The 26,868-nt window shown below is 50.5% G+C and carries 26 protein-coding genes; 22 read left to right on the top strand and 4 right to left on the bottom strand.

The genetic code is table 11. The features are described 5' to 3' along the window. Window positions 1-33: 33 nt before the first annotated feature. On the bottom strand, window positions 34-1,254 hold the full coding sequence (locus C7E00_RS13405) for a PucR family transcriptional regulator (RefSeq protein WP_105304737.1): 1,221 nt from the start codon (window positions 1,252-1,254) through the stop codon (window positions 34-36). Window positions 1,255-1,399: 145 nt separating this feature from the next. Between C7E00_RS13405 and C7E00_RS13400 the strand changes: the two genes are divergently transcribed. Further along, window positions 1,400-3,343 carry an NAD(P)/FAD-dependent oxidoreductase gene (locus C7E00_RS13400; RefSeq protein WP_105304736.1) on the top strand — a complete coding sequence of 648 codons (1,944 nt, stop codon included), beginning with the start codon at window positions 1,400-1,402 and terminating at the stop codon, window positions 3,341-3,343. 2 nt (window positions 3,344-3,345) lie between these two features. Beyond that, a complete protein-coding gene (locus tag C7E00_RS13395; protein ID WP_105304735.1) occupies window positions 3,346-3,681 on the top strand; it encodes a Cif family virulence factor in 336 nt (111 codons plus the stop codon). Between the two features lie 1,152 nt (window positions 3,682-4,833). Here C7E00_RS13395 and C7E00_RS13385 read toward each other — a convergent pair. After that, window positions 4,834-5,961, bottom strand: coding sequence for an IS110 family RNA-guided transposase (locus C7E00_RS13385; protein WP_105304513.1), 1,128 nt, complete (start codon window positions 5,959-5,961; stop codon window positions 4,834-4,836). Between the two features lie 352 nt (window positions 5,962-6,313). On the opposite strand from C7E00_RS13385, the gene C7E00_RS13380 reads away from it, so the two are divergent. The 7 genes from C7E00_RS13380 to C7E00_RS13350 all read left to right on the top strand — a co-directional run bounded on the left by C7E00_RS13380 (window position 6,314) and on the right by C7E00_RS13350 (window position 12,445). After that, the gene (locus C7E00_RS13380; protein ID WP_105304733.1) at window positions 6,314-6,952 is read left to right on the top strand and encodes a hypothetical protein; all 639 of its coding nucleotides are present in this window, start codon (window positions 6,314-6,316) and stop codon (window positions 6,950-6,952) included. After that, on the top strand, window positions 6,936-7,565 hold the full coding sequence (locus C7E00_RS13375; RefSeq protein ID WP_105304732.1) for a DUF624 domain-containing protein: 630 nt from the start codon (window positions 6,936-6,938) through the stop codon (window positions 7,563-7,565). Before C7E00_RS13380 ends, C7E00_RS13375 begins: the two co-directional genes overlap by 17 nt. A gap of 100 nt (window positions 7,566-7,665) precedes the next feature. After that, window positions 7,666-8,826, top strand: coding sequence for an RNA polymerase sigma factor RpoD (gene rpoD / locus C7E00_RS13370; protein ID WP_105304731.1), 1,161 nt, complete (start codon window positions 7,666-7,668; stop codon window positions 8,824-8,826). A gap of 84 nt (window positions 8,827-8,910) precedes the next feature. Then, the gene (gene prfA, locus C7E00_RS13365) at window positions 8,911-9,990 is read left to right on the top strand and encodes a peptide chain release factor 1 (protein ID WP_420808622.1); all 1,080 of its coding nucleotides are present in this window, start codon (window positions 8,911-8,913) and stop codon (window positions 9,988-9,990) included. Next, window positions 9,987-10,844, top strand: coding sequence for a peptide chain release factor N(5)-glutamine methyltransferase (prmC, locus tag C7E00_RS13360; RefSeq protein WP_105304729.1), 858 nt, complete (start codon window positions 9,987-9,989; stop codon window positions 10,842-10,844). Before prfA ends, prmC begins: the two co-directional genes overlap by 4 nt. A gap of 4 nt (window positions 10,845-10,848) precedes the next feature. Further along, window positions 10,849-11,640, top strand: a complete 792-nt coding sequence (gene srtB, locus C7E00_RS13355; protein WP_105304728.1) for a class B sortase — start codon at window positions 10,849-10,851, stop codon at window positions 11,638-11,640. Window positions 11,641-11,842: 202 nt separating this feature from the next. Beyond that, window positions 11,843-12,445 carry an L-threonylcarbamoyladenylate synthase gene (locus C7E00_RS13350; protein ID WP_105304727.1) on the top strand — a complete coding sequence of 201 codons (603 nt, stop codon included), beginning with the start codon at window positions 11,843-11,845 and terminating at the stop codon, window positions 12,443-12,445. Here C7E00_RS13350 and C7E00_RS13345 read toward each other — a convergent pair. Further along, window positions 12,424-13,512 (bottom strand): hypothetical protein, encoded by a 1,089-nt coding sequence (locus C7E00_RS13345; RefSeq protein ID WP_105304726.1) that lies wholly within the window; start codon window positions 13,510-13,512, stop codon window positions 12,424-12,426. The genes C7E00_RS13350 and C7E00_RS13345 overlap by 22 nt on opposite strands. Window positions 13,513-13,706: 194 nt before the next feature. On the opposite strand from C7E00_RS13345, the gene upp reads away from it, so the two are divergent. The 10 genes from upp to C7E00_RS13295 all read left to right on the top strand — a co-directional run bounded on the left by upp (window position 13,707) and on the right by C7E00_RS13295 (window position 22,276). Further along, window positions 13,707-14,327, top strand: a complete 621-nt coding sequence (gene upp / locus C7E00_RS13340) for a uracil phosphoribosyltransferase (RefSeq protein WP_105304725.1) — start codon at window positions 13,707-13,709, stop codon at window positions 14,325-14,327. A gap of 3 nt (window positions 14,328-14,330) precedes the next feature. After that, a complete protein-coding gene (locus tag C7E00_RS13335; protein WP_105304724.1) occupies window positions 14,331-14,525 on the top strand; it encodes a DUF1146 family protein in 195 nt (64 codons plus the stop codon). Window positions 14,526-14,625: 100 nt separating this feature from the next. Further along, window positions 14,626-15,780: an MraY family glycosyltransferase gene (locus C7E00_RS13330; protein WP_105304723.1), complete on the top strand. Its 1,155-nt coding sequence runs from the start codon at window positions 14,626-14,628 to the stop codon at window positions 15,778-15,780. 71 nt (window positions 15,781-15,851) lie between these two features. Then, window positions 15,852-16,208 (top strand): hypothetical protein, encoded by a 357-nt coding sequence (locus C7E00_RS13325; RefSeq protein WP_105304722.1) that lies wholly within the window; start codon window positions 15,852-15,854, stop codon window positions 16,206-16,208. A gap of 62 nt (window positions 16,209-16,270) precedes the next feature. Beyond that, complete coding sequence (locus tag C7E00_RS13320) at window positions 16,271-16,837, top strand: hypothetical protein (RefSeq protein ID WP_105304721.1); 567 nt, start codon at window positions 16,271-16,273, stop codon at window positions 16,835-16,837. Window positions 16,838-16,874: 37 nt separating this feature from the next. After that, window positions 16,875-18,110: a tRNA lysidine(34) synthetase TilS gene (tilS, locus tag C7E00_RS13315; RefSeq protein WP_135358233.1), complete on the top strand. Its 1,236-nt coding sequence runs from the start codon at window positions 16,875-16,877 to the stop codon at window positions 18,108-18,110. Beyond that, entirely contained in the window at window positions 18,100-18,639 is a 540-nt protein-coding gene (gene hpt / locus C7E00_RS13310; RefSeq protein ID WP_105304719.1) for a hypoxanthine phosphoribosyltransferase, read from the top strand. The genes tilS and hpt overlap by 11 nt, the downstream gene beginning before the upstream one ends. 15 nt (window positions 18,640-18,654) lie before the next feature. Continuing rightward, the gene (gene ftsH, locus C7E00_RS13305) at window positions 18,655-20,526 is read left to right on the top strand and encodes an ATP-dependent zinc metalloprotease FtsH (RefSeq protein ID WP_105304718.1); all 1,872 of its coding nucleotides are present in this window, start codon (window positions 18,655-18,657) and stop codon (window positions 20,524-20,526) included. Between the two features lie 221 nt (window positions 20,527-20,747). Continuing rightward, window positions 20,748-21,110: a BlaI/MecI/CopY family transcriptional regulator gene (locus C7E00_RS13300; protein ID WP_105304717.1), complete on the top strand. Its 363-nt coding sequence runs from the start codon at window positions 20,748-20,750 to the stop codon at window positions 21,108-21,110. Window positions 21,111-21,112: 2 nt separating this feature from the next. Beyond that, window positions 21,113-22,276, top strand: coding sequence for a M56 family metallopeptidase (locus C7E00_RS13295; protein WP_105304716.1), 1,164 nt, complete (start codon window positions 21,113-21,115; stop codon window positions 22,274-22,276). Window positions 22,277-22,343: 67 nt separating this feature from the next. Here the strand turns inward: C7E00_RS13295 and C7E00_RS13290 are convergent, their stop codons facing one another. After that, on the bottom strand, window positions 22,344-22,913 hold the full coding sequence (locus C7E00_RS13290; protein WP_105304715.1) for a TetR/AcrR family transcriptional regulator: 570 nt from the start codon (window positions 22,911-22,913) through the stop codon (window positions 22,344-22,346). Between the two features lie 154 nt (window positions 22,914-23,067). On the opposite strand from C7E00_RS13290, the gene C7E00_RS13285 reads away from it, so the two are divergent. Genes C7E00_RS13285 through C7E00_RS13275 form a run of 3 tightly spaced genes read left to right on the top strand, consistent with a single transcriptional unit; the run spans window position 23,068 to window position 26,847 of the window. Beyond that, window positions 23,068-25,122, top strand: coding sequence for an oxidoreductase (locus tag C7E00_RS13285; RefSeq protein ID WP_105304714.1), 2,055 nt, complete (start codon window positions 23,068-23,070; stop codon window positions 25,120-25,122). Window positions 25,123-25,132: 10 nt separating this feature from the next. Then, the gene (locus C7E00_RS13280; protein WP_105304713.1) at window positions 25,133-26,410 is read left to right on the top strand and encodes an aconitase X; all 1,278 of its coding nucleotides are present in this window, start codon (window positions 25,133-25,135) and stop codon (window positions 26,408-26,410) included. Beyond that, a complete protein-coding gene (locus tag C7E00_RS13275) occupies window positions 26,407-26,847 on the top strand; it encodes an aconitase X swivel domain-containing protein (RefSeq protein WP_105304712.1) in 441 nt (146 codons plus the stop codon). Before C7E00_RS13280 ends, C7E00_RS13275 begins: the two co-directional genes overlap by 4 nt. Window positions 26,848-26,868 lie beyond the last annotated feature (21 nt).

The raw sequence follows: 26,868 nt of genomic DNA, 5'->3' as shown, positions 1-26,868 counted from the left end.
CGGAGAATCGGAAACGGTATGGAAGTCAGAAGCTCAGTCATGCTCACTCAGGGTGAATCCCAGCATCAGCTGGCAAACAGTTTCGGTATCATCCAGATCCAGATGGAAGAGTTCCTGAATCCTTCCGAGTCTGTAAAACAGAGAGTTCCGGTGAATGTCCAGCTGAGAAGCTGTAAGATCCTTGTCCCTAAGGTTGAACAGGTAGGTTTTCAGCGTATGAAGAAAGTCGGTATGGTTTTTCTTATCCCATGCCTGTATTTCTCCAAGAACCGGAGAAATGAAAATGGAATGAGGAATGTCCGGACGGATTGCAAAAGCAAGTGCATCCATCATGTGCTTGCTGAAATACACAGGCTGTTCCCCTTCCACATCTGATGCAAGCTTTGCTTCAATATAATGATCGCGGATTGCGGCAAGACTGGAGAATGGACGGGATACTCCGCATCTTCCTGCCGGGGAAAGAGTCCCTGCGGCTTTTGCGAAGAATGTGATTTCCTGACTGGTGAATCCTCCGGGATCATGAAGAGATCCGAACAGCACGATCAGAGCGTCATCAAAGATCACCCCGATTGCGTCGTAGAACCTGCTTGGGAGTCTGTTTTTCTGCATTGCTGCAAATGCATGCGAGGAAGCACCTTCTCCAAGCGGGAAAACCAGCAGAGCATAAATCGGATGAATGACCGCTTCGATTTTCTCACGGGCGAAATCCTTAACTGAGGTGGAGGAAGTCTCATCGAGCAGATCCAGCAGCAACCGATCATTTTCAAACGGCTTGCGGTCCGCCATCCTTGCCATGACGATCTGAAGTGCCTTCTGAAAGACCACTGCACATGCAAGATCTTCGGCTTCAAGCAGATTCTGGAACATCATGATTGCAAAATGACCGTAGATTCTGTTTTCGCTGTATACTTCGCTGAAGATCCGCGGACATTCCGCAACAGCACCGGTGTCGGCATAAAACGGATCATACACACGATCGGAAGCATTCAGGTATTCTTCCTGATACTCCTGGATCAGAGGAGTCGGAAGAACACCGTTCTCGAGCAGTGCATCATAGATATCATTTCCGATTTTCTCCTCTGGATACAGGGAGATCAGCTGATACTCCTCATCCGTGAGCAGCACCGGCATCCCGAAAAACTGAGCTGCGGCTTTGACCAGATGAACTGGCGAACTGTAGATCAGTTCATTGAAGAAAAGCTTATAGGCATCTATCTCACGGACGTGATTTCTGGTTTCTTTCCATTTCGTCATTCTGACGAATTCCTCCTGTGAATTTGGTTATTCCGTCTCTATCAAATCATTTGAAAACCTTTTAATATTTTACCTAGAAGAGGTTGTGATCACAATCACATTCTGAAAATCTGCACAAAATGCAGGTGAAGGAGGAGTTTTTATTATGCGTTTTTCTACTACTTTCAGTCCTTATAGAATCGGCAGTCTGGACGTCAAGAACCGTCTGATCATGCCGGCAATGGATTCCGGTGTCTTTGACCCGCAGGGATTCGTCAATCAGAACACCATTGACTACTACGGCGCACGTGCTGCCGGCGGATTCGGTCTAATCATCATTGAGATTGCGGCAGTCGAAAAACGCGGTGTCGGCATGCCTCACGAACCGGCGGTCTGGACAGATGACTGCATCCCTGGCATGACGAAACTTGCTTCCGCAATCCATCAGCATGGTGCAAAGACGCTCGTTCAGCTGCATCACGCCGGCCGTGAGACCGTTTCGGCGCTGGCCGGAGAGAAGATCGCAGCACCCTCCTCTGTTCCATGCCCTACCAACCGTGAGCAGCCGCATGAATTCACCACGCAGGAAGTGTATGACCTGATTCAGCATTATGTCGATGCTTCCGTCCGGATGAAGAAAGCCGGATTCGACGGCGTTGAGATTCACGCTTCCCATGGCTACATGGGCGGCCAGTTTCTTTCCCCACGTTCCAACAAACGCGTCGATGAATTCGGCGGCGGTCTGGATGGAAGAGCCTACTTCATGAAGCTGGTTGTCGAAGGCATCAAGAAGGCATGCGGTGAAGACTTTGTCGTGACAGCGCGTCTCAGCTCCAAGGAGAACCGGATCGGCGGTCTTGAGATGGAGGAAACCGTTGTGTTTGCTTCCATGCTCGAAGAATACGGCTATGATGCGCTGCACATTTCCGCAGGAACCTATGAAACCTGGGAGACAATCGTCCCGCCTACCGCATGGCAGTCCGGATGGAACCTCTCCAGCTCGCGGAGAATCAAGGAAGCAGTCAGCATCCCGGTGTTCTCAGTCGGTCTGTTCCATGATCCGTTCACCATTGAGACCGCTCTTCGCCGCGGAGACTGCGATGCCGTATCCCTCGGCCGTCAGTCCATTGCGGATCCTGATTTCCCGAACAAAGTCGTCGGAGGAGCAATCGAAGACATCATTCCGTGCATCGGCTGCACGCAGCGCTGCATGGAGTTCAATTATCCGGAGAATCTGATGCCGGGCGACTGGGGTGTCGGCTGCATGTACAATCCGCAGTCCAGCCACCGCGCAGACCGCATGCTCACAAAGACCGACAGTCCGAAGAATGTGGTGGTCGTCGGTGCAGGACCTGCCGGACTTACTGCTGCGTGGATGTCGGCATACCGCGGACATCATGTAACCCTGCTTGAGAAGAACGATGCGCTCAAGGCAGGCGGACAGCTCAGAATCGGTGCGTTCCCGCCATTCAAGCAGCCGCTCACCAGAGAGATCCGCTACATGCTGCATCAGTGCAAGGTCAATGGAGTCGAGATCAGATGGAACACGGAAGTTGATGAGGAAATGATCAAAGAACTGAAGCCTGACGTTCTCATTATGGCAACCGGAGCAAAACCGCTTGTGCCGAATATCCCTGGTCTGAAAGAGACCGGAGTGGTGCTTGCAAACAATGTCCTGCAGGGTGATCCAGTTCTCAAGCAGTCCGTGCTCATCGTCGGAGGCGGGGAAGTCGGCGTTGAGACTGCAGAATTTGCAACCGACTACTGCACCAGAGTGACCATCATTGACATGCTCCCGGCGGTTGCTCCGACTCTGTATCTCACAGTTCGCAATGCACTCATAAAGCGTCTGAAAGATGAGGAAGTGGAAATCAGCACTGAGACAAAGGTCAAGGAATTCATCCCTGGCGGCGTCATTGCGGAAAAGGATGGAAAAGAAGTCCGGCTTGAGGGATACGACACCGTCGTGCTCGCTCTTGGATCGAAGCCGTATGTGCCGTTTGATGCAAATGGACTTGCACCGAAAGTCTGCGTGATCGGTGATGCCGAAGCAGTCAAGGATGCAAAGTGGGCGATTTACAAGGCTTACCGCACTGCAATGGAGATCTGAGCATGGACGTCAGCAAAGTTCTTGAGAATTATGTTGCCGGACTGAATTCCGGCAAAGCTGATCAGGTTGCTTCCCTCTTTGCAGAGGAATGCTCCTTCGTTGACGGCGGCGCACGCTTGCTGAAGTTCCCGGATGTTGTGGCAAGCGGACGGGAAGGCGTGAAGAATGCATTTGAAGGTGTCTTTAAAACTTACTCCGTAGAAGCAAAGATCGTAAAGCTGAATCCGAATTTCATGGAATATGATGTTGAGCTTGCCGGGCTGCACATCCCCTGCATCGGTGCTGCAACCTGCAATGAAGACGGACTCATCACGGAATACATCGTGAGGCCGAGATAAGAGGTTACCCTTTATTTCAGAAGCCGGCAGATCATGCTGACTCTCTGGAATCACTATCTAAACAACCCAAGGACTGCAATTTCCTGGGTTGTTTTTCTGACTCAGAGAACACAAATGTTCAATCTAGAATTGATCTTCTGAAAACGCAGGATATTGTATAGTGGCAAAATTCATATCTCTTTTGAGGCTCAGAGAGGTATTCTATTCACCATAAAATCGCGAAACAGCATCCAGAATGCGCAAACTACCCGTCAATAAAATGCCATGGCTTCAAGGAACGCCTGCTTGGGTATTGACGTAGGCGGAGAAATAGGTCTTGTCTTTGAAGTATGCTGCAAGCTGAAGCCTCTCCACGGCAAGACTTTTTAACAGTGTTTATAACGACAATAGGGAGTCACCACGCTGATTCCCGAAAACGAGGGTGAACCGCCAAGCAGATTTTGCCAGCACAGAATAGCAAGAAGTGCTGTTGCTCTGATCTCCCATCAGAAGGACCTTGTCTTTACCATTTTCAGGCAAAGAAAAGCAGAGTATTCTGGAGCTCATTACTAAACAATCTGCTCTTGTTAATCCTGCAGCCCTGTAGTTTTTCAAGAAATTATATAGTCAGGAAGTTCATCACCATAGTTGTCATAATTTCTTTTTCTTTGGGAACAGATTCTGCAATCATCAATGTCATTGCAGTCAGTTCACCATCGCTGATGACCTTGGTGCCATCTGTCTTATACAAAGCATTATTTCGATGTGAGCTACCCAGGGCTGTTATGTAAAAGCCAATGTCAAGTGTTAGTTTCAGATTGATTCAATATTTTTCCTTTGCTGTTGAAGGCATGAGGAAAGAGTCTCGGATTTTCAACAGTTCGCGGTATTTAGCCATTCTGTTATACGTGTATCAGGGACAACTGCTCTCCCACCCCACAGGCCAATGGTTTCGCCGCCAGCTCTGCTGTCTAAAATCGTGGATCACCATGGAAAGGTGCCATCATAGCCCCGCCGCAGATAGCTGAACCATCCAGTTCAAATCCGGGCTGCTCCTTCCTGATGCCTTCAATCTAATTCTTATCCTCCTCTTTGTTTTTAGGTCATTCAATGATTTCCTGATCTGAAGTGCTCAACGCAAGTCTTGACTGCCTGATAATCGATAGAATCATTTTAAGCAAGAACAGTATGAATATTGCCTGTCATCATTCCCCATATAAAGCATGCCAGCTCACGTGCTATGGCTACCGTTGCTTTGTTATGGTTCTTTCGATTGTGAAGCACAAGACGCATGTATCTCTTCCGGAGGCGTTCATTCGCTCTGTCCGCATATGCAATGACTTCAGGAGCGTTGCCTTCCTGCCGCTTCTTCAGTGCTTCACTTTTGCCAGATGATGCCCTTGAGAAAGATTGTGCACATTCGACAAGTAGTTTTCTCAAAAAGGTGTTTCCCTGTTTTGTTATTCCCGTCTGATTCTGATCATCGCTGCTGCTGAGTTCTCCTGCAACCAGGCCCAGAAATGCCGCAAAGTTCTTTGCTTTAACGAATCTGGTGAAATCTCCGATTTCCACAATCACAGCCAGAGCGGTAAGTACTTTCACTGACTTAAAGCAGATCAGCTTGTGAACTGCTTCCCGGTATTTATCCGTTTCAGCAATTTCTTCAATGCGTTTGTTCATTTGCTCAATTCGATCAGAAACTGTTTCATATGACAGCAGGTAAGAATCCAGTGTTTCCTTATTGATCCCCTCCAGAGGAAGCTCCTTAAGCCATTTCAGATGTTTCTTTGTCCAGTAATTCCTGCCATCCGTAAATTTGTATCCATGCCTGGTGGTAAACGCACAGATCTGCTGTTTGATCACTCTGAGCTGCTTCTTGTGATCCTGCTGCATACGGATGAAATCACGTACTGATTCATCTTCTTCATCGGGGGTATAGACTTCGCTGTATTCATGATTCTTCAGCGATCTGGCAATCGCTTCAGCATCCCGCTTGTCTGTTTTCTTCCTGCGCCGTCTGTTGATTTCTGTTCCGGTAATCGAAGCAGGGGCAAGGATCTTTACGGTAAGACCCTTCTCCTCAAGATCACGCTTCAGTTTAAACCCGAGGCAGCCCGCTTCATATCCGACAATGATCTCTGTATCATTTCCAATCTTTTTCCTGATCCCCTTGCAGTAGTTTACGATGTTGGAAACAGAAGGAGAATAGGCGTTGGTGTTCACAGGTGCTGCTGATCCTTCAAGATAAGTTGAGAGAGTGTAGTTTGTAGTGTGTGCATCAATTCCAACGTATGCTATCATGTAAAGGCCTTCCTTTCTTGGATGAGGCAACTTCCCCCATCTTTTTAATTAAGCCAATAACAAGTATGCGGGATGATCCTCGAACACACAAGTTAATGGAGGGCTTTTACATATTGTCTAAAGCACCTGGGCTTCCTGCTTCTTGGATGAGCGTTTGCTCCAGCAGGCAATAGCTGCTCGCTGTTGCAGGGACGCCAGTCTCCACAGGACTCTTAGTTCTGCGCTCCACAGAAACTTGTACTTCAATCAGCTTTGAAGGGCTCTTCGACGTGCGTAGTCCAAAATAGACTGCGCACTTTTTTGATGGTTCCGGGTGTTTGAATCCATACGCGGTCTGTCATAAAATGGTGATATGTCTTCTTCAGAGAATCATGAGAATCTGAATCTGCAGCAGAAGCTGCAGCAGTTCAAAGACTACTATCTTCTGAAGACAGCAGTGATTGCCGGCTGTATTCTCTTTGCGTTCTATGTGGTCTATTCCGTCCGCCATCCATCGAGGAATGTGTATTCGGCTGCGGTATGCAATGCAGCGCTGACGGAAGAAGAGACGGCAGTTCTGGAACAGGCTCTGCAGGAAGCCCTGCAGACAGATGGGAAGGTATCGGTGACCAGCGGGTATCAGGTGGAAAGCGAGCAGGATCTGCTGGCCCTCAGCACGCTGAGCTCGGCTGGTACGCTGGATATCCTGATTGCGCCGGAAGATGCGTTTGAAGTGCTGGCGGGATACGGGTATTTTCTGGATCTCAGGGATGAAGTGCAGGATGAGCGCGTGAAGACTTACCCTGGTCCTCTTGTTCTGGCTAATGGCGATACGGATCCGGGAAAAGGAGAGAATGCGCCATGCGGGTATTCGCTGAAGGATACTGCATTTGCAGAGGAGAGCGGAATAGAGGATCCGGTGGCCGGGTTCTTTGCGGAGACGAAGAAACCGGAAGTGATCCCTGAGGTTCTGGCTCAGCTTGCAGGAGAGGAATATGGAAAAGGACAGTAATCTTCTAACCAATCGGAAAGTCAATGGCGTGCTGGCGAAGATCACGGATCTGATTCTCGTGAATATACTGTTTCTGCTGACGTGTATTCCGGTTGTGACGATTGCGGATGCGACGGCGACCATGTATCACATGATGTACCATCTTCATGAAGGAAAAGATGATCGGACGATCTCAGAGTATTTTTCGTTCTTCGCAAAGAATTTCGTGAAGAGTCTGCCGGTGGAGATTGCGCTTGCGATTGCGGCAGCGATTCAGGCAGCTGCGTATTCTGCTGTAAAGGATGGATACGGGAATTCGGTACTTTCGGTTCTGTTTCTGATTGATGTGGCAGTGATCAGCGTGTATTCGTGGCTGGTCGTCCTGTTTGCAAGATACGAGAATCCGTTTGCGAAGCATCTGGATAATGCATGGCGGCTGGCGCTGGCAGAGCTGCCGATTACATTGCTTTGCGTGGTGCTGCGGGTGCTGCCGCTGATCCTGATCGGGGCTGCCGGAGGCAGTCTTTCGGGTTCGACGCTGTTCTGGTTTGTGATCGGGTTTGCGTTGATTGCGTATGTGTGCTCGGGCTGGTATCTGAGGATTTTCGCGAAGCGGATTCCTTCGGAACAATAGGGGGGGTACCCTGTTCTCGGGGGAAAATAGCTTCCTTGGTTCTTATGTTAAAATAGAGACAAGTGCTTCTGTTTTGAATACATGAGCTGGAGGAGTTTGCATGGCAGTGAAAGAGAAGATTGAAATCGGTTCTCTGGAGGAGCTGAAAAAGGAACTGCTCCATAGGAGTGAGGCAGGAGAAGAGATCGACCAGGGACAGATCCAGGAGAAAGCGCAGAAACTGAAGCTTTCGGAAGAAGATCTGGATGAATTGTTTGACTGGTGCAGCGAACATGATATTCTGGTCGGGCAGATTCCGGAAGAACTGAAGGAAGAAAGCGAAGAGGCAGAAGAAGAGGCTGAGGAAGAAGAAGACGATGAGGACGAAGAAGAAAAGGAAGAGGAGCCGGACAGTCCGGATCCTTATATCGAGACGTCCCGGCGTTCGCATACTTCGGATTCCGTGAAGCTTTATCTGCAGGAGATCGGTTCGATTCCGCTGTTAACGCCAGAGGAAGAAGTAACGGTTGCCAAGCGTGCCAAAGAGGGCGATGAGGAAGCGAGACAGAAGCTGATCTCGAGCAATCTCAGACTTGTGGTATCGATTGCCAAGCGTTATGTGAAGCGCGGTCTTTCGTTCCAGGATCTGATCCAGGAAGGCAATATGGGTCTGATGCGCGCAGTGGATAAGTTTGACTATACGAAGGGATTCCGTTTCAGCACGTATGCGACGTGGTGGATTCAGCAGTCGATGATCCGGGCAATTGCGGATCAGTCCAGAGATATCCGCCTGCCGGTGCATATGGGCGAGCAGATCATGAAAGTCAGAAGGGTCGAGAAGCAGCTGGTGCAGGAGCTTGGCCGGGAGCCTTCTTATGAAGAGATTGCGGCGAAGCTGGAAGACATGACGCCGAAGAAAGTGGAAGAGGTCATGAAGATCTCCCAGGAGCCGGTGTCTCTGGAAACACCGGCTGGTGAGGAAGAGAATTCGACGCTTTCAGATTTCATTGAGGACAAGACTTCGATCAATCCGCAGGAGTATGCGAATAATCAGTTCCTGAAGGAGGCGATGGATAAGATCTTGTCGACGCTGAGTGATCGGGAACAGAAGATTCTGAGAATGCGGTTCGGTCTGGATGATGGAAGACCTAAGACGCTGGAAGAGGTTGGCAAGGAGTGCGATGTGACGCGGGAGAGAATCCGTCAGATCGAGTCCAAGGCGCTGCGCAAGCTGAACCGGAATTATGCAATGAAGTCAGATTTCCGGGATTGGAGAAACTGATGCGAATTCAAGAGGCATTTCATCGGTAGCGTTTTTCTCTTCTGGGATTGTTTTTTTGCGTAAAGGAGAAAAAGGACGATGAATATCGAAGCAGTTCATACAAAATTAGCAGCGATTGAGAAACGCAGCCAGGAGATCGGCGATCTTCTGGTTTCAGAAGAAGTACTCCAGAATCCGAGAGAGATGACAAAGCTCTCCAAGGAACAGGCAAGACTGGAGTCCAGAGTGGAAGCGTGGCATGAACTTCAGGATCTCGATGCGAGAATCGAGCAGGCCGGAGAGATGCAGAAGGAGAGCGACGCAGAGCTGAAAGAGATGGCATCAGAAGAGCTGGAAGAATGTGTTCCCAAGCGGGAAGCCCTGCTCGAACATATCCGGCATCTTCTGATTCCGGAGGATCCGGATGATGATCATGATGTGATTATGGAGATCCGCGGCGGCGCAGGCGGCGATGAGGGCAATATCTTTGCCGGAGACTTGTACCGCATGTATACGAAATATGCGGAATCCAAGGGATGGAAGGTCGAAGTCATGGAGGCTTCGCCGAGTGAAGCCGGGGGCTTCAGCCAGATCATCTTTGAGATCAAGGGCAGCAATGTGTATAAGTTCCTGAAGTATGAGTCTGGTGCACATCGGGTTCAGAGAGTGCCGAAGACCGAATCCCAGGGCAGAATTCAGACGAGTACTGCTACGGTACTGGCGCAGCCGGAGGCAGAGGATGCAGATATCGAGATTGATCCGAAGGATCTGACGATTGAGACGCATCGTGCTTCCGGAGCTGGCGGTCAGCATATCAACAAGACGGATTCGGCAGTGCGGATTGTGCATGTGCCGACCGGAATCACCGTGAACTGCCAGGAGGGCAGATCGCAGATCGAGAATCGCGAGACAGCGATGCGGCTGATCCGGGCAAGGGTCTATGAAGAGCTGAAAAAAGAAAAAGAAGAAGCAGAAGGAAAGATCCGCCGGGCGAAGATCGGGACTGGCGATCGGTCCGAGAAGATCAGAACGTACAACTATCCGCAGAACCGGGTGACGGATCATCGCATCGGGTTCACGATCACGCAGCTGGATCGGGTCATGGAAGGAAAGCTGGATGACATCATTGCGGCATTGCAGGCGGCAGATGACAAGCAGAAACTGGAGCAGGAAGAAAACGCATGACGACTTTTTCAAAAGCAGTCCGCCATTATGAGAAGCTCTGCGAGCAGAATGATGTTCCTTCGGAAACCGTCATGGCATTTCTCGTGGAGCTGAGCCAGAAAGAGCGCTACAACCTGTATCTGCATTATGAAGAAGAAATGCCGGAAGATCTCGAGAAGGCATTTGATGCCGGCATGGAGCGGATTCTGAAGCAGGAGCCGATGAGTCATGTGCTCGGGTATTCATGGTTCTATGGCTACAAGATGATTGTCAATGAGGATGTGCTCATTCCTCGCCCGGAGACGGAAGAGCTCTGTGCGCATATCCTGTCGCGGATTGATCGGTATTTTCCGGAAGGAACCGTGGAGTGTGCCGATGTCGGAACGGGCAGCGGGGCCATCGCGATTGCCGTTTCGAAAGAAGAGCCGCGAGTGCATATGCGGGCAACCGATATCTCGGAAGAAGCACTGAAGACGGCAAAGAAGAATGCCGAACTGAATGAAGCAGAGATCGAGTTCACGGCCGGTGATATGCTGAAGCCATTGATTGAGCAGGGCGTGAAGCTGGATGTGCTGATTTCGAATCCGCCGTATATTCCTGCCCATGAAAAGATGGAGAAGTCGGTGGTGGACTTTGAGCCGCATGTGGCCTTGTTTGGCGGCGAGGATGGCTTGTTCTTCTACCGGGAGATTTTCCGCGACTGTCAGAAAGTGCTGAAGCCGCGTTCGTTCATGGCGTTTGAGATGGGCTGGGATCAGCGCGAGCATATGAGTGCATTGCTGAAGGAATATCTGCCGGAGGCTCGCTTCGAGATCCTGAAAGACATGAATGGAAAAGACCGGATGTTAATGGTCTATTTCGGACTTGAGGAGTAACACCATGGCAAAAGGAGAGAAGAAATCCGGAAAGAAGCTGACGAAGGCTGGCAGAAGGTTCTTTCAGATCATTCTGATTGCAGCATTGTGTGTGGCCGGATATTCGGGCTATCAGCTGTTTGCGGGCATCAAGGAATACCGGGACAGCCAGAATGCCTATGCAGAACTTGCCGCTGCGGTAGAGACAGTACCGGAGGCTTCGGCAGCTGCTGAGGATCCGCTTCCGGATGGAGTGACCAGAGCAGACTTCACGAAGCTTGCCGAGATCAATCCGGACGTTGCCGGATGGCTGACGCTGCCGGATTCGGAGATTGACTATCCGATCGTGCAGGGAACGGATAATGAGTATTACCTGGAGCATCTGTTTGATGGAACGGTGAATCATTCCGGCTGCATCTTCATCGACTATACGAATTCGCCTGGATTCACGGATCGCAATACGGTGATGTACGCGCACCATATGCGCAATGGCTCGATGTTTGCGGATGTCGAGAAGTACCGGGAACAGGACTGGTATGACGGCCACAAAGTGCTGTATCTGCAGACCCCGGATGCGATCTACCAGCTGGAGCCGTTTGCAGGCATTCTAACGGATGGGGCGGCTGGCTATGTTCAGATCAGCTTCGAAAGTGATGAAGCATTCAATGCCTATGTGCAGGACAAGATCGATCAGTCCACCTTCACATCGGCTGTGACGGTATATTCTGAAGATCAGATCGTCACGCTCTCGACATGCCGCTATGATGCGTATAACGGCAGGTATGCATTATTCTGCAAGCTTACGAAGATTGCATGAAGTATTCAGCGGCGGGAGTGATTCCCGTCGCTTTTTCGGAGGGAGATAGACGTTCTGGCGGAAGATGCTAGAATAATACCGCATCTCTGAGAGGACCCCGATGAACAGAAAGAAGAAAGCGATGCGGAACTTCATGCTGGTGATGGTAGTCATTGTCATTTTCAGCATGGTCCTGTCTATGTTCCGCTAGAGGAAAAGCAGAATGAGAAGATTCCGGGAAGAGGAAACAGAAGAATTAGCAGAGATCCTGAATCATGACGGCGTGATTTCCGTCCCTACGGATACGGTGTTCGGTGTCTGCGCACGCATGGATTCCGAGGCGGCTCAGGAACATCTGCGCGATGTGAAGCATCGGCCATTGACCAAGGCATTTCCGATCATGTGCAGCGATGAAGCGCAGATTAAGACGATTGCTGAGGTGACGCCGCTTGGCGAGAAGATGATCCGGGCATTCATGCCGGGACCGGTGACGCTGATCCTGAAGAAAAAGGCAGAGGTTCCTGCCTATGTCAATGGAAATATGGAGACGCTGGCGGTACGCATGGCGACCAGTGAGCCGGTGAAGAAGCTGATTGAAGCAGTCGGATGTCCGCTGTTCATGACATCGGCCAATCAGTCGGGCCAGCCGGTATGCACGAGTCTGGATGAGATTGAACATGCATGTCCGGATCTCGATGGCATGATGGAAGGAGAGCCTCATTTTGGAGAAGCTTCGACGATCATCGACTGCACGAAAGAAGAACCGGTCATCCTGAGACAGGGACCGGTTACGATGGAACAGATTCAGAGGGTATTGACTGCCTGAAGCAATGGGTTAAGGCCGTTTAGTGCATGCATGGGTTCTGCGGCATCGGCGGCTTTTTCTCTGTAGCGGTCATCGCTGCAGACAATGCGGTACGTTTCATAGAGGGTTCCGATGGCAAGTTCATCTTCCTGCAGCACCTGGGCAAAGCCGTACCGGTGTCCGGCAGCTGCGTTCCAGCTGCGTTCATAGCTGCCGTCGCTGATGATGGCCTGCGGAATGCCGAGGGCCATCGCAGTATTAAACAGGAAAGAAGTGCCGTCGTGAATCAGAACGAAAGAGCCGGCAAGATTCTGCTGGCGCAGTTCGGAAAGCATATGCAGGTTCTCTTCTTTGGAAGGACGGCATCCCGGATACCAGACATAGACTTCATACGGAGCGCCGAGGAATGCTTCGCGGATGATGCGATGGAGCTTATGCGCAGAGGTATGGGTTTCGGTGAAATAGATGCAGAGCTTCTTTGAAAACTGGACGGATTCCTGGGCAGGAAGAACTGCACCGCAGCGGATCAGATTGCTGTCATCGCTGAATGGCTGCATCTGCACGGGACCAAACGCAATCCGTTTGAGGGAGTGGGCATAGAGGTCAGAGAGATGCAGGATCTGATCCAGCTTCAGATCTTTCAGAATGACATTCAGATCATCAAGGCATTCACGCGGAAACGGACGGGTGCGGTAGAGTGAGGAATGCACGGCAGACCAGACCGGGATCTGGTTTTTTTCTGCCAGAATCTGCATAGCAGGTCTTCCGAGGTTCAGCACCAGGTCAGGTTCTGTTTTCTGCAGAGCCTGCTCGAGATATTTCAGGTCTTCGCGCAGGAACCCTTTCCTGAGCATGCCTGCTGCATAGAGGTATTCTTCTGCACTGCGGCCATAGTCCAGGGTAAACAGATGAAATGGTTCTCGGCAGTATGGGGAAGGAAAGAAAGAAGCTTCTTCTGAAAGCGGCATCGGTGCACAGACAGAAACCTGGTGGCCGGCCTGCTTCAATGCCGGGATCAGCTGCCTGGAAAGCAATGCCATGGAGCTGTATTCGTGTGTGAAAACTGCCGGAGCAATCAGAATGTTCATGCCTCAAGTATATAGCATTTTCCTCATTCTCTGACAGGGATCATCGGCAGTCTGAAGTACTGTTCAGAATATGGTTTCCTTCAGAATCCGGGGAAAGGATGCGGATGCAGCGATGGATCTCTGCAATTGGAGGTTGCAGAGATTGCTGGTTTCTTTTATCATGTGAAATTGGAAAAAAGAAGGAGGGCTTCTCAATGCTGGAAGTACTGAATCATCCTCTGATTACCCATAAGCTTACTCAGATGCGTTCCAAGGATACCGGAACCAAGGATTTCCGCGAGAATCTTGATGAAATCGCAGAACTGATGGCGTATGAGGTATGCCGCGATCTGCCGACACAGCCGGTAGATGTGGAAACTCCGATCGGTCCGTGTGTAGGTTATGAACTGAGCAAGGAAGTTGTGATTGTTCCGATTCTGAGAGCAGGAATCGGATTGCTGGATGGCATCCGCAGACTGGTGCCGACAGCGAAGGTCGGCTTCATCGGCATGTACCGGGATGAGAAGACTCTGGAACCGCATGAGTATTTTGCCAAGTTCCCGAAGGATCTTGATAAGTCTGTGGTCATGATCGTTGACCCGATGCTGGCAACCGGCGGCAGTGCGGTTGCGGCAATTGACGCAGTGAAGAAGCGCGGTGCGAATAATATCAAGCTTGTATGCCTGGTCGGTGTTCCGGAAGGTGTCAGGGCAGTTCAGAAGGCTCATCCGGATGTGGATATCTATCTGGCTGCGATGGATGAGAAGCTGAATGAGAATGGCTATATCGTGCCGGGTCTCGGAGATGCGGGCGACCGTATCTTCGGCACGAAGTAATGCATGGCTGAGTTCATTGTCCGGGTTCTGATCTATCTGATCTGCTTCATTCTGAGCTTCACCGGAATGAGTGCAGTGGACTTTGAACGGTTTCTGAAGAAGGGGCATGTCAGAGAAGCGCAGATTCTCTACTGGCTTCTGGTTCTTGCATTAGCCACGCTTGCGGCGCAGTTCGTGATGGCGTTCCTGTATTTCTGAAACAGAAGAGAGGGGCTTCGGGAGGCGATATTCTCCCGGGCTCTTTTTCTCTGGATGTGCATGGTATAATAAACAGGCTGATATTCAATTAGGCGGATCTATGAATCTTGTAAGAGGTGCACTTCCATACTTCATGATTCCGTTCCTGATCTCTCTGGTGCTTGTTCCTGTATGCAAGCGGGTGGGATTCAGGCTCGGAATCTATGCGGTTGAAAATAAACGAACGGTTCATCATGGACGCATTGTCCGGATGGGCGGTGTTGCGATCTATATGGCTTTTCTGCTGTCTCTTTCGATTCTCTGGAAGGCAGATGACAAGCTGAACGGAATCCTGATCGGAGGAGCGATTGTCTTTCTCGGGGGATTCCTGGATGATATCTACGACCTGCCGCCGAAGATCAAGCTGCTGTTTCAGGTTGCCGGAGCAGTGACGGCACTGGTAGCAGGAAATTTAGGACTTGATAATATTCATATCTTTTCTTTGGAGATTGATAATCCGGTTATCGTGAAGGGAATTTCGTTCCTGTGGCTGATCGGGGTCACGAATGCGATCAATCTGATTGATGGTCTGGATGGACTGTCTTCCGGAATCTGCTCGATTGTGACGGCAACGATCGGATTGCTCGGCTTCTTCATGGGACGGCGTGATATCTGCGTGATCTCACTGTGCCTGGTCGGTTCGATTCTTGGTTTCCTGCCGTATAATTTCCATCCCGCTTCGATCTTTGTCGGGGATTGCGGAGCGCAGTTCATGGGCTTCACGATTGCGGCATTGTCGCTGCTAGGCTTCAAGACGACGGCACTGATCACGCTTGGTCTGCCGATTCTCGTGCTGTTCATTCCGATCAGCGATACGCTGATTGCCATTCTCCGCAGAAAGCTGAAGGGACAGAAGATCATGGAAGCGGACCGCGGCCATCTGCATCATGTGCTGATGTTCAAGATGAAGCTCGGGCATAAGCGGACGGTCATAGTGCTCTATATTGTCACGGCTCTGTTTGCAAGCTCGGCGATCCTGACGTATTTCAATCCGAAGGCGGGCATGATCATGATTCTGATTCTGCTGCTGATTTCGGATATCTTCATCGAATATACGGGCATGATCAATCCGAAGTGGCATCCGATCCTGTCAGTTTGGAATAAGCTGTTCGGATGGCCGAAGATGGCAGAGGGAGAGGATCCGGTGGATACGGTGATTCTTATGGAAGAAGAAAAAGAGAAAGAGAAGAAAGATTGCTCAGCGGAATCAAACTGAGCATCTTTTTGTCTAGTGTTCACGGAATGTTCAGATTCTGCTCCTATGATTACTGCAGATGGAGATGGCGTATGGAGCGTGAGATACATAACGAGGATATCGTATCACAGTGCCTGATTCAGGCAGGAATCTGCTTTCTTCTTTCCAGATGGATGGTGTTCCGCCTTCATGCGGGTTCTGAACTCGTGAATGTGGCTTGGCTGAGTCTTCTGCTGTTTGCGGCAGTGCATCTGATCTTCGGCGTGATGAAGGAAGAACTGTCCGTGAAGGGCAAGGTGATGACCTGCTCGGGATCCGGATTTCTGACGGCTTCCGCGATCTTCAGGATCCTGCTAAGAGGAACGGGTTTTCTGCCGAAAGTTCTGTTTGGAATCGGGTTTGTGCTGCTGATGATGGGGCTTGCGGGCGGAATCAGAAAAAAATTCTGAACCATGCAGGGGAATGAACTTCCTGATGAGTAAGAAGAATCAGACAAGGAGTTCAGAATACAATGCTTAATTATCATGATGTGAGGGACCTTCTCGATGAAGGACGCCCGAACCCGCCGGCCTGGAAGAATTATATTCAGAGCCGCTCAGAAGTCTATGGCACTTATTTTCCTGCCTGCTGCGAGGCAAGCATGATCTCAGAAGCCAACTGGGTGCTGCGCAATCAGTATCAGTCGGGAGAAGAGATCGGGGTGAGGATTGATCCGGGTGATATCTGCTACATGGATTTCGGCCAGGCATATCTCAATGAGATGGGCTATCAGCACTTCGGCTTATGCATGAATATCTGCCGGAGAAAGGCATTCATCATTCCGATGACGAGCAATCCGGTGCATTATGCGGAGGCATATGATGAGGTACGCAATCCGTGCGGAAAGATTCACCTGATGCAGATCGGCAAGCCGGAAGGGCTGAATAAGCCTTCGGTGCTGTACATGAATGATGCAAGATACATCAATACGGCCAGGGTCATCGAAGTGAAGGCGCATATTCCGACGGACAGCGAATTGTTCCGGGAGATCCGGATGAGATTCATCCATCTGTTTTTCCAGACTGCCGCGGTAGAGTGATTTACGGATCTGCTGGTTTCGGAGTAGAATTCTGTTCGTGAAGCTGAGACAAGGCAGATGGCTGGCGGCAGTATCGGCAGGGCCTGATTCCATGGCCCTGCTTTTCCTGTGCCTGCAGCAGGGAATTGAAGTGGGCTGTGCGCATGTGAATTATCATCATCGCCCTGAAGCAGATGAAGAAGAGGCGTATCTGAGATCCTTCTGCAAGGATCATGGAATTCCGTTCTATGTGCGGGATGAGCCGTTTGTCTATGAAGGAAACTTTGAGGCAGCTGCCAGAGAATGGCGGTATTCGTTCTTCTGCAGGATCGTGAAGGAATATGGATATCAGGGCGTGCTGATTGCGCATCAGCAGGATGATCTGATCGAGACATATCTGATGCAGGAAGAGCGGAATCTCGTGCCGGAATACTATGGTCTGAAGGCAGAGATGATGTATCAGGGCATGCTGGTGGAGAGGCCGCTGCTTGGCTATACCAAGAAAGAACTGAAGGATTTATGTCAGGCACATGGCATCCGGTATTACATCGATTCCACGAATGAGTCCGAAGAATATTCCCGCAACCGGATCCGCAAGGAAGTAGGACCGATGGATGCGTTCACCCGGAATATGGTTCTGCAGGAGATCCGCTCGAAGAATGCGGTGCTGCAGGAGAGACGATGCCGGGTCGGGACGCTGATTCAGGATCGTTCGGTTTCTCTGTCTTCCTATCGGAAGATGGAAGAAGAGGATCGGGTTACTCTGCTCCGGATGGCGATTGATCCGGAGAAGAAGCTGAGCCTGGCCAATCTGAAGCAGCTGGATCAGGTTGTTCTGAAGCACGATGACTTCCTGCAGAAGGCAGGCAGCAGACTGCTGGCAGAGAAGGACGGCAGGTTCTTTGCAATGGAGGAACCGGCTCCGTATGCAGAGACTGCCAGGAGTCTGGAAGAACTGAGAAACCTGTCCGGAAAGTGGTTCCGGGTTCTTCCCGGAGAGCCCGGGGTGAATGCGGTGAGCGTGAAGGAGAGCGATTTTCCGGTGACGATCCGCAATGCTCAGGAAGGCGATGAGATCAGAATGAGATTCGGCACAAAGAAAGTGAATCGGTTCTTCATTGACCGGAAGATTCCGAAGTGCGAACGGCTGATCTGGCCGGTGCTGGTAAACCGGGAGGGGAGCGTGATCCTGGTGCCCGGGCTTGGCTGCGATGTGCAACACTATACTGCGGAACCGCAGGTGAATGTGATAAAATATTTTATTATTGACGGGAGGCGTCCAGATGAATCCTGATATCAAAACAATTCTTTATTCAGAAGAACAGATCCGCGAGCGTTCGGAAGAACTTGGGAAACAGATTGCGGAAGACTACAGAGATCGTCCGCAGGCGCCGCTTCTGGTAGCACTTCTGAGGGGGTCGGTGCCGTTTCTGGCAGAGCTGATCAAGCATATCGACCTGGATATTGAATATGATTTCATGGATGTGACGAGTTATGAAGGAACGAATTCCACCGGGGATATCAAGATTCTGAAGGATCTGGATACTTCGGTCAAAGGACGTGACATCCTGGTGGTTGAGGATATTGTAGATACCGGAAAGACAGTCGCCGCGGTCCGGGAGATGCTGATGCATAAGGGTGCGTCTTCGGTGAAGATTGTGACGCTGCTGAATAAGCCGTCGCGCAGGACGGAGCAGGAAGAACCGGATTATGTGGGCTTCTTCGTGGATAATCTGTTCGTGGTCGGTTTCGGAATGGATTTCAATCAGAAGTATCGCTGTCTTCCGTATATCGGCGTACTGAAGGATGAATTATATCAGTGAGGAGAATAGGCAGGCATGCAGAAGAATAAATTTCTGAACACGCTTCCTGTGGTGATTGTCCTGATTGCGATCCTGAGTCTGTTTTCACTGAACTCAGGTTCGTCTAGTCAGAGCTATACGTACAGTCAGCTGCAGGAAACGCTGAAAAATGAGACCATCCAGGAATCGGTGATCTCAATTGGTTCCAATGTGGTGAATGTCCGCGGAACCTATGAAAATGATGAGGGCAGGCTGGTCAGCTTCAGTGCGACGGCTCCGGCTACTTCAGAACAGATTGATGAGCTTCTGGATCAGCTGAAGGATTCCAAGATCAGCATTGTGGATGCGGATGCCAGCGATGCATTCCTCGAAGTCATGTATTCTGTAGTTCCGCTGGTCCTGGTCATCATCATGGGCGTATGGATGATGAACCGCATGGGCGGTTCGAACAGCGCAAATGCCAAGGCATTTGAGTTCGGCAAGTCCAGAGCAAAGCTCGAGACGAAGTCGAAGGTGCGGTTTGCGGATGTTGCAGGCTGCGATGAAGAGAAGCAGGAGATGGCGGAGATCATCGATTATCTCAAGTATCCTGCCAAGTTCAAGAAGATGGGTGCCCGGATTCCGAAGGGCGTGCTTCTGAGCGGTCATCCGGGAACCGGCAAGACCCTGCTTGCCAAGGCAGTTGCCGGCGAGGCAAATGTACCGTTCTACAGCATTTCCGGTTCTGACTTTGTCGAGATGTTTGTCGGTGTCGGTGCGAGCCGTGTGCGTGACATGTTCAAGAAAGCGCAGCAGACTGCACCATGCATTATCTTCATCGACGAAATTGATGCCGTAGGCAGACAGAGAGGTGCTGGTTTCGGAGGCGGCCATGATGAACGGGAACAGACCCTGAATCAGCTGCTTGTTGAAATGGATGGCATGGAAGATAACAGCGGTGTCGTCGTCATTGCGGCTACCAACCGTCCGGATGTCCTTGATCCGGCATTGCTCAGAGCTGGCCGGTTTGATCGTCAGATCACGGTCGCACTTCCGGATCGCAAGGGTAGAAAGGCAATTCTCGGGGTTCATGCACGCAACAAGCATTTTGCCCAGGATGTGGATCTGGATGCGCTGGCGAAGCGTACGCCTGGCTTCAGCGGTGCAGATCTGGAGAATGTGCTGAATGAGGCTGCGATTCTGGCAGTCCGGGATAATCTCAATGAGATTCATATGGCTCAGATTGATGAAGCAATCGATCGTGTCATGATGGGCCCGGCAAAGAAGAGCCGTACCTATGATGAAGCGACGAAGAAGCTGGTTGCGTATCACGAAGCAGGACATGCTGTCATCGGCTTGTTCCTGGATAATGCTCAGGTTGTTCAGAAGGTCACGATCATTCCGCGTGGTCAGGCAGGCGGTTATAACCTGATGACTCCGAAGGAAGAGAAGATGATGAATACGAAGAATGATCTGCTTGCGACGATCACGTCTTATATGGGCGGGCGTACGGCAGAAGAGATGTTCTTCGATGATGTCACGACCGGAGCAGTGAATGATATTGAACGGGCGACGAATATTGCCAAGGATATGGTCACGCTGTATGGCATGAGCGATCTCGGACCGATCAAGTACAACTCCGGCAGTGAGAATGTCTTCCTCGGCAGAGATTACAACAGTCCGAATAATGTCTCTGGTCAGGTTGCCTTTGAGATTGACCAGGAAGTGCGCAAGATCGTGAATTCCTGCCATGAGAAGGCAAAGGAGATCATCACTGCGCATAAGACGGAGCTGATCCGGATTGCGGAGAATCTGATGGAGTATGAGACGCTGACTTCGGAAGAAATCCAGAAGGTCGTGAAAGGCGAATCCATTGCAGATGACTTCAAGGACAATGGTGCTGCACCTTCGGCACCTGCAGCTGCCTGAACACCATACAAAGCAAAGCGATGCTGAATCCTGCATATCCTGCGGGAATCGGCATCGCTTTTTTGGCGGTTCTGAAAAGTTCGGGGAAGCATAAACCGGAATGATGAATGTCTTATCATCGATGAAGGGTATCCACTTCCTGATTCAGCTCTTGCAGCAATGGAAAGGATCCATTATATTGTAATTGAACTACAATACGTAGACCTTCGGAGGGATCAAGAATGAATACATTGAGCGAAGCAGAAGAAAAAATCGCAGAGCTGGTCTGGGCAGATCCAGGCATGTCTTCCATGGATGCAGTAAGAGCAAGCAATACAAAATATGGATGGAAGAAATCCACTGTATTCACGCTGATTCATCGGATGGAGGAAAAGAAACTTCTCTTGTCGGAAGATCATCGTCTCAGGATGAGCTGTTCCCGGGACGAATACTATCATCAGAAAGCTTCTGATTTTGTTCAGGCGGACTATTCCGGCTCTCTGCCGGTATTCCTGACAGCATTCATGAAAGACCGTGTGCTGTCAGACCAGGAAGCAGATGAACTGGAGGAACTGATCCGGTCTTACCGGGAAAGGAGAAAATAACCATGATGGAGACCTTGTTCCGCACGATTCTGAGAATGTCTCTCGAGGCGTCGGTATCCATTCTGATCGTGCTGCTATTCAGGTGTGCTCTTGTTCATGCAAAACGTTTCTGGTCTTGCCTGCTCTGGTTTCCGGTACTGTTCAGAATGGTGTGCCCGGCTGCTATTCCCTGGTCACTCTTCTCACGGATTCATTCTGAAACGGCATCTGCTATTTCTGAAAAGATATCTTCTGCTGGTTTTCTGAAGGCAGCACAGATTACTGAGTCTTCTGCCGTTCAGCCTGTTTCTATCTTCACTCTGATCTGGCTATGCGGAATCGCAGTGCTGTCTGTACGATCATACTGGTCTTATCAAAGATTCCGGAAATCGCTTCCGGCGGCATCTGGTTCTGCAATCGTCGAAAGCAGAACCATTCAGGAACCATTTATCTGCGGAGTCTTCCATCCGGTGATTTATCTGCCGGCTGGTCTGAAACAGGATGAGAAAGCAGCAGTAATCTGCCATGAATCCGCGCATATCCGGTATCAAGATCCTCTGATGAAATTCGTGTTCTGGATTGCGGTGATCATTCACTGGTTCAATCCGCTTTGCTGGCTTGCCTTCTGCCTGATGAGTAACGACTTCGAGATCCGTGCAGATGAACAGGTTCTGGAAGAGGGAACAATCCTGCCGGATTCCTATGCAGAAGTGATGCTGCGCTTTGCACGCCGATCTCATGGGCTGAAAGACCTGAGAGCCTTAGGCTTCTCTGCGGGATCTGCAAAATATCGGATCAGACATGCATTGAACCATGATTCTGGAAAGCTGAAGCCGATTCCTGCAGCAATTCTCTGCTTTGTCTGCATGACCGGGTGCCTCATGAATCCTCAGAGCAATGCAGATGAAGATCTGATCCCGATCACTTCACCGAAGGTTCAGGATATGATCCGGCGTTCTTCGTTCGAAAAGGAGGACCAGCTGGAATTGGAAGAGCTCCTGGTTCTTCAGCGGAAGATCTTAAGGGAGAATGAGGGTTTCGATGCATGGATTGCAGAGGATGGTGCCATGACGGTGGCAGCAGAGGAGACAGAACTCAGTGAACGTGATCGCATGGTAGAACAGAACCTGAAAGAAGTTCAGACCGAATACAACCGGACTCTTGCCAGGGCGAAAGCTTCAGACTAATGGAATGACACCATGCAATGAAGCAGGGTCAAGAGCAGCATCAAGGAATGGGCGGAATCCCGCCGGTTCAGAAATTATCCTGGAAGTATCTTGTATAGAATTCAATCGCTTCAATGATCTCTTCTGCAACCTGTCTGCCGCTTTCCTGATAGCCGCCGGCAATCCATTCCAGGATGATGCCTACGGTGCCGCGGGAGGTGTAGACCGAGATCGTATGCAGCTTTTTCTGGTCGGCCTGAGGCAGATAGGCATGATATTTGGCTTCAAGGTACGGGACGATGCCTTCTTCGATGAAGCGGGAATAAGAAGAATAGTTTCTTGTGCTGAAGACGAGGGAAGTACGCTGGCGGTTGTCTTCCATGAATTTCAGGAGCTGGAGATACAGGTTGCGGTCTTTTCCTGGTTCCTGGCTGTAATCTTTCTGGATGATGCTTGCTATATTATTGAGATATTCAGAGAGATAGCTGTTTATCAGATCGGGAATATCATGGTAGTGAAGATAGAACGTGCTTCTGGTGATGTCGGCGGCTGCGGTCAGTTCACGGACGGAGATGGTATTGATGTCTCTGCCTTCTTCAAGAAGCTGGTTCAGGGCCCGGGAGATGGCTTCTTCAGTTTTTCTCTGTCTTCGATCCATGGGATAACCTCTTTTCTGATAGACAAAAAATGCCTGAGCGAATAGTAACAGATATTTCTGCAGAATTAGTACGGAAAATATTTCTGCATGCAAGGTAGAATAATACCTGAATGATGAACATATGTCTATTAATGTTCAGAAGGAAGGGGAATATATGGACGAAGAACTGAACAGCTTGTTTACGCCTTGGAAGATCGGAAATTGTGAGATCCGCAATCGGATTGTGATGACATCGATGGGAGGAACTGATCTTTTCGGATGGATGGAAGTCAATCATTTCGACAAAGCCGGAGCGGATTTTATTCTTGAAGTGGCGAGAAATGGTGCCGGGCTGGTGCTTCCTGGCTGCCAGCCAGTCTACAATCCGATGTTCGGACAGTGGCTGTATTCCAACAAGAAGATGTATGAGGATCTTGCAAAGTGGATGCCGGAATTTCATAAGACTGGTGCGAAGCTGTTTGTTCAGCTGACAGCAGGATTCGGAAGATCGTTCACGATCAGCGAGGCAATGGAGAAGCTGTACGTGAATCCGGTTCTCCGCACGCTCAGCAAGCCGGTTATGGATTTTGATAAGATCTGTGCGACTGCTTCGCCTTCGCCGAATCGCTGGAGCGATAAAGTTCCTTCCAGAGCGCTGACAAAGAAAGAGATTGAAGAATATATCTCGGCGTTTGCCAAGTGCGCACTGCTGCTGAAGCAGGCAGGAGTGGATGGCGTGGAGGTCCATGCGGTCCATGAGGGCTATCTGCTCGATCAGTTCACGCTGAAGTATGTCAATCATCGGGAAGATGAATACGGGGGCAGCTTTGAGAACCGGTATCGGTTTGCGGCTGAGATCGTCAAGGCGATCAAGGCTGCCTGCGGAAATGATTTCCCGGTCAGCCTGCGCTACAGCGTGATTTCAAAGACCAAGGGATTCCGCCAGGGCGCCTTGCCAGGCGAGACGTATACCGAGGCAGGCCGTGACATGGAAGAAAGCGAACGGGCTGCGAAGTTCCTGCAGGATGCCGGGTATGACATGCTGAATTGCGACAATGGCACATATGATGCATGGTACTGGGCACATCCGCCGATCTATATGCCGGAGAACTGCAACCTCGAAGATACGGAGCATATCCGGAAGTTCGTGGATATTCCGGTGGTATGTGCAGGAAGGCTGAATCCGCGTACGGCTGCGGAAGCGATCAAGGAAGGAAAGATTGACGGAGCCGGGTTTGCAAGACAGTTCCTGGCAGATCCGGAATGGATCATGAAGATGAAGGCAGGAAAGGAAGCAGAGATCCGTCCATGCATCCTGTGCCATAATGGCTGCTTCAACATGTGCCATTACAAAGGAGTTCCGAATGATCAGGATCTAAGCGATTCGCTGCATCTGGCAAGATGCGCAGTGAATGCGGAGACCATGCAGAAAGACAAGCATCATATCACGAGAACTTCTCATCCGAAGAAAGTTGCGATTGTCGGCGGCGGCATCGGCGGCATGGAAGCAGCGAGAGTGCTGAAGCTTCGCGGGCATGAGCCGGTGATCTATGAGAAGAGTGATCATCTTGGCGGAACGTTTGTCGCTGCATCCGCAGAGAGCTATAAAGGGAAGCTCAGAGACCTGCTTGCATGGTACCGGCGGCAGATGGAAGAACTGCACATCGATGTGCGTCTGAATACGGAGATTCATTCGATCAAGGAGTTCGGAGAGGATCCGGTCATCATCGCAACCGGAGCGAAGCCGAGGGTTCTGAAGTCGGTTCCTGGCTATGAGAAGATGATTGAAGCATGCGACTATCTGAATGGAAAAGAAGTCGGCGATACGGTGGCGATCATCGGCGGCGGTCTGTCCGGCTGCGAGATTGCGTATGATCTGTATCTGAAGGGAAAGCATCCGGTCATTGTTGAGATGAAGGATGATCTGATTGCACAGAAGGGAGTTTGTCTGGCCAACAGTTCTTATCTCCGCGAGTATTTTGCCTGGAAGAAGGTTCCGGTATATCTGGAGACGACGCTTGCGGAAGTGAAAGACGGATCAATTCTCGTGAAGCAGAAAGATGGTTCTCTGAAGGAGATTGCGTGCGATTCCGTGATCAGCAGTGCGGGCTATATTCCTTCTCCGCTTGCAAAGGAAAGCAAGCAGGTGCATCTGGTCGGAGATTGCGATCATGTCGGCAATCTGCGTTCTGTGATCTGGAAGGCATACGAGACAGCAATGGAGATCTAGGGAGGATGCTATGAAACTGACAGAAGAACAGCAGGCAGTACTGGATGGAAAGAATGGAGAAACCATGGCCAAGGTCATGGAGACTCTGGTCAGATACGGAGAGCTTTTCAAAGCAGAGCGCATGGTTCCGGTCACCGGCAAGTACGGACACCTGGTCACAAGTTTCGGACTCGGAGTCATCAAGCCGGTTTACGGGCTCATGGATGAACTGATTGATGCCGGCATTGTCTCAAAGCAGAAGTTCACGATGGATCCGAGACCATTGGATCCGAATGTGCCTTCGAACCTGATTGAGGATCTGGTGTTTCATAAGTTCATGTACAGCGAGCAGAAGAAGTATGAAGCACAGCTGGAGAAGCTAGGTCTTCTGAGTGAAGATTCGTTCTCGTGTGCATGTTATTTTGACGAAGTCGGCAATAAGCCGAAAGAAGGCGATGTGCTGAGCTGGGCGGAGAGTTCTGCGGTCGTGTATGCCAATTCCGTGCTCGGGGCACGGTGCAATCGCAACAGCGGCATCCTGGAACTGTTCGGATCGATTCTCGGCTGGGTGCCGGAATTCGGATTACTGACAGATGAAGGCAGAAAGGCGACGTGGCGGATTGAAGTGAAGACTTCGAAGAAGCCGAATGCCCAGCTGCTTGGCAGTGCCATCGGCATGAAGGTCATGGAAGATGTGCCCTATGTGACAGGCCTGGATCAGTGGCTTGGCAAGGAGCTGACTCCGGAAGTATGTTCCTATCTGAAGAATTTCGGAGCAGCGTGTGCGTCCAATGGTGCTGTCGGGCTGTATCACATTGCCAATCTCACGCCAGAAGCAAAAAAACAGGGAGAAGCCCTGCTGAAGCCGGATGCCAAGGTGTATGTGATTGATGATGCGGAACTGGAGCGTGTCGAGAAGAATTATCCGCTTGTCTGGAAGAATCCGGATGCGAAACCGAAGCTCTGCTTCATCGGCTGCCCGCATCTGACCCTGACGGAGCTGAAGCAGTGGACGCATGACATCGCTGATGGGCTGAAGAAGAACAACCGGAAGAAGGTTGCCATTCCGACGGTCTTCACGACAGCACCAGGTGTGCTGAAAGAGTTCCATGCGCTGCCGGAATGGGGCATGGCAGAGTCTATGGGCATTGTTGTGAGCTATATCTGCCCGCTGATGTATATGGATAACCCGCTGTGTCATAACAAGCCGGTAATCACGAATTCGAATAAGCTGCGCACATATACGACCTGCCGGTTCGGACAGGATGAAGAGATTCTGAAGGCTGTGACAGGAGGGAAGCTGGCATGAAGACGTTCCATGGAAGAGTGGTAGTTCCGGGTACTGCGGAAGCAGCTGCACTGGTGAGTCATGAAGGATTCAATACGCTGGCAAGCTATCAGACCAGCATGTTAACCGGGGATAAGAAAGGAACGTGCTCGGATCAGAACAACCGGGATCTGTATCAGAAGCATCTGGCTGGTTCGGCATTATGCATTCCGCAGACGATCGGTTCCACGACGGGCGGAATGATTCTGTTCACTGCCTGTTCCCGGGGCGTGAATCCTGCATGCATACTGTTTGCAAATCCGATTGATTCCATCGGGGCGGCCGGAGCATTGCTGTCGGATATCTGGACCGATGCGAAAATGCCGATTGTAGACAGTCTCGGAAGTGAATTCCTGGATTATGTGAAGACGGGCATGAAGATTACTGTCCGGGAGAATGGGGAAGTCATCGCGGAGTAATTCTGCGGAAATGGAATTGAG

This window comes from Anaerolactibacter massiliensis (assembly GCF_900290205.1).
Taxonomy (GTDB): Bacteria; Bacillota_I; Bacilli_A; order Erysipelotrichales; family Erysipelotrichaceae; genus Bulleidia; species Bulleidia intestinalis.
The sequence above is the reverse complement of the archived record's forward strand: the minus strand, read 5'-3'. Positions and strand labels throughout refer to the sequence as shown.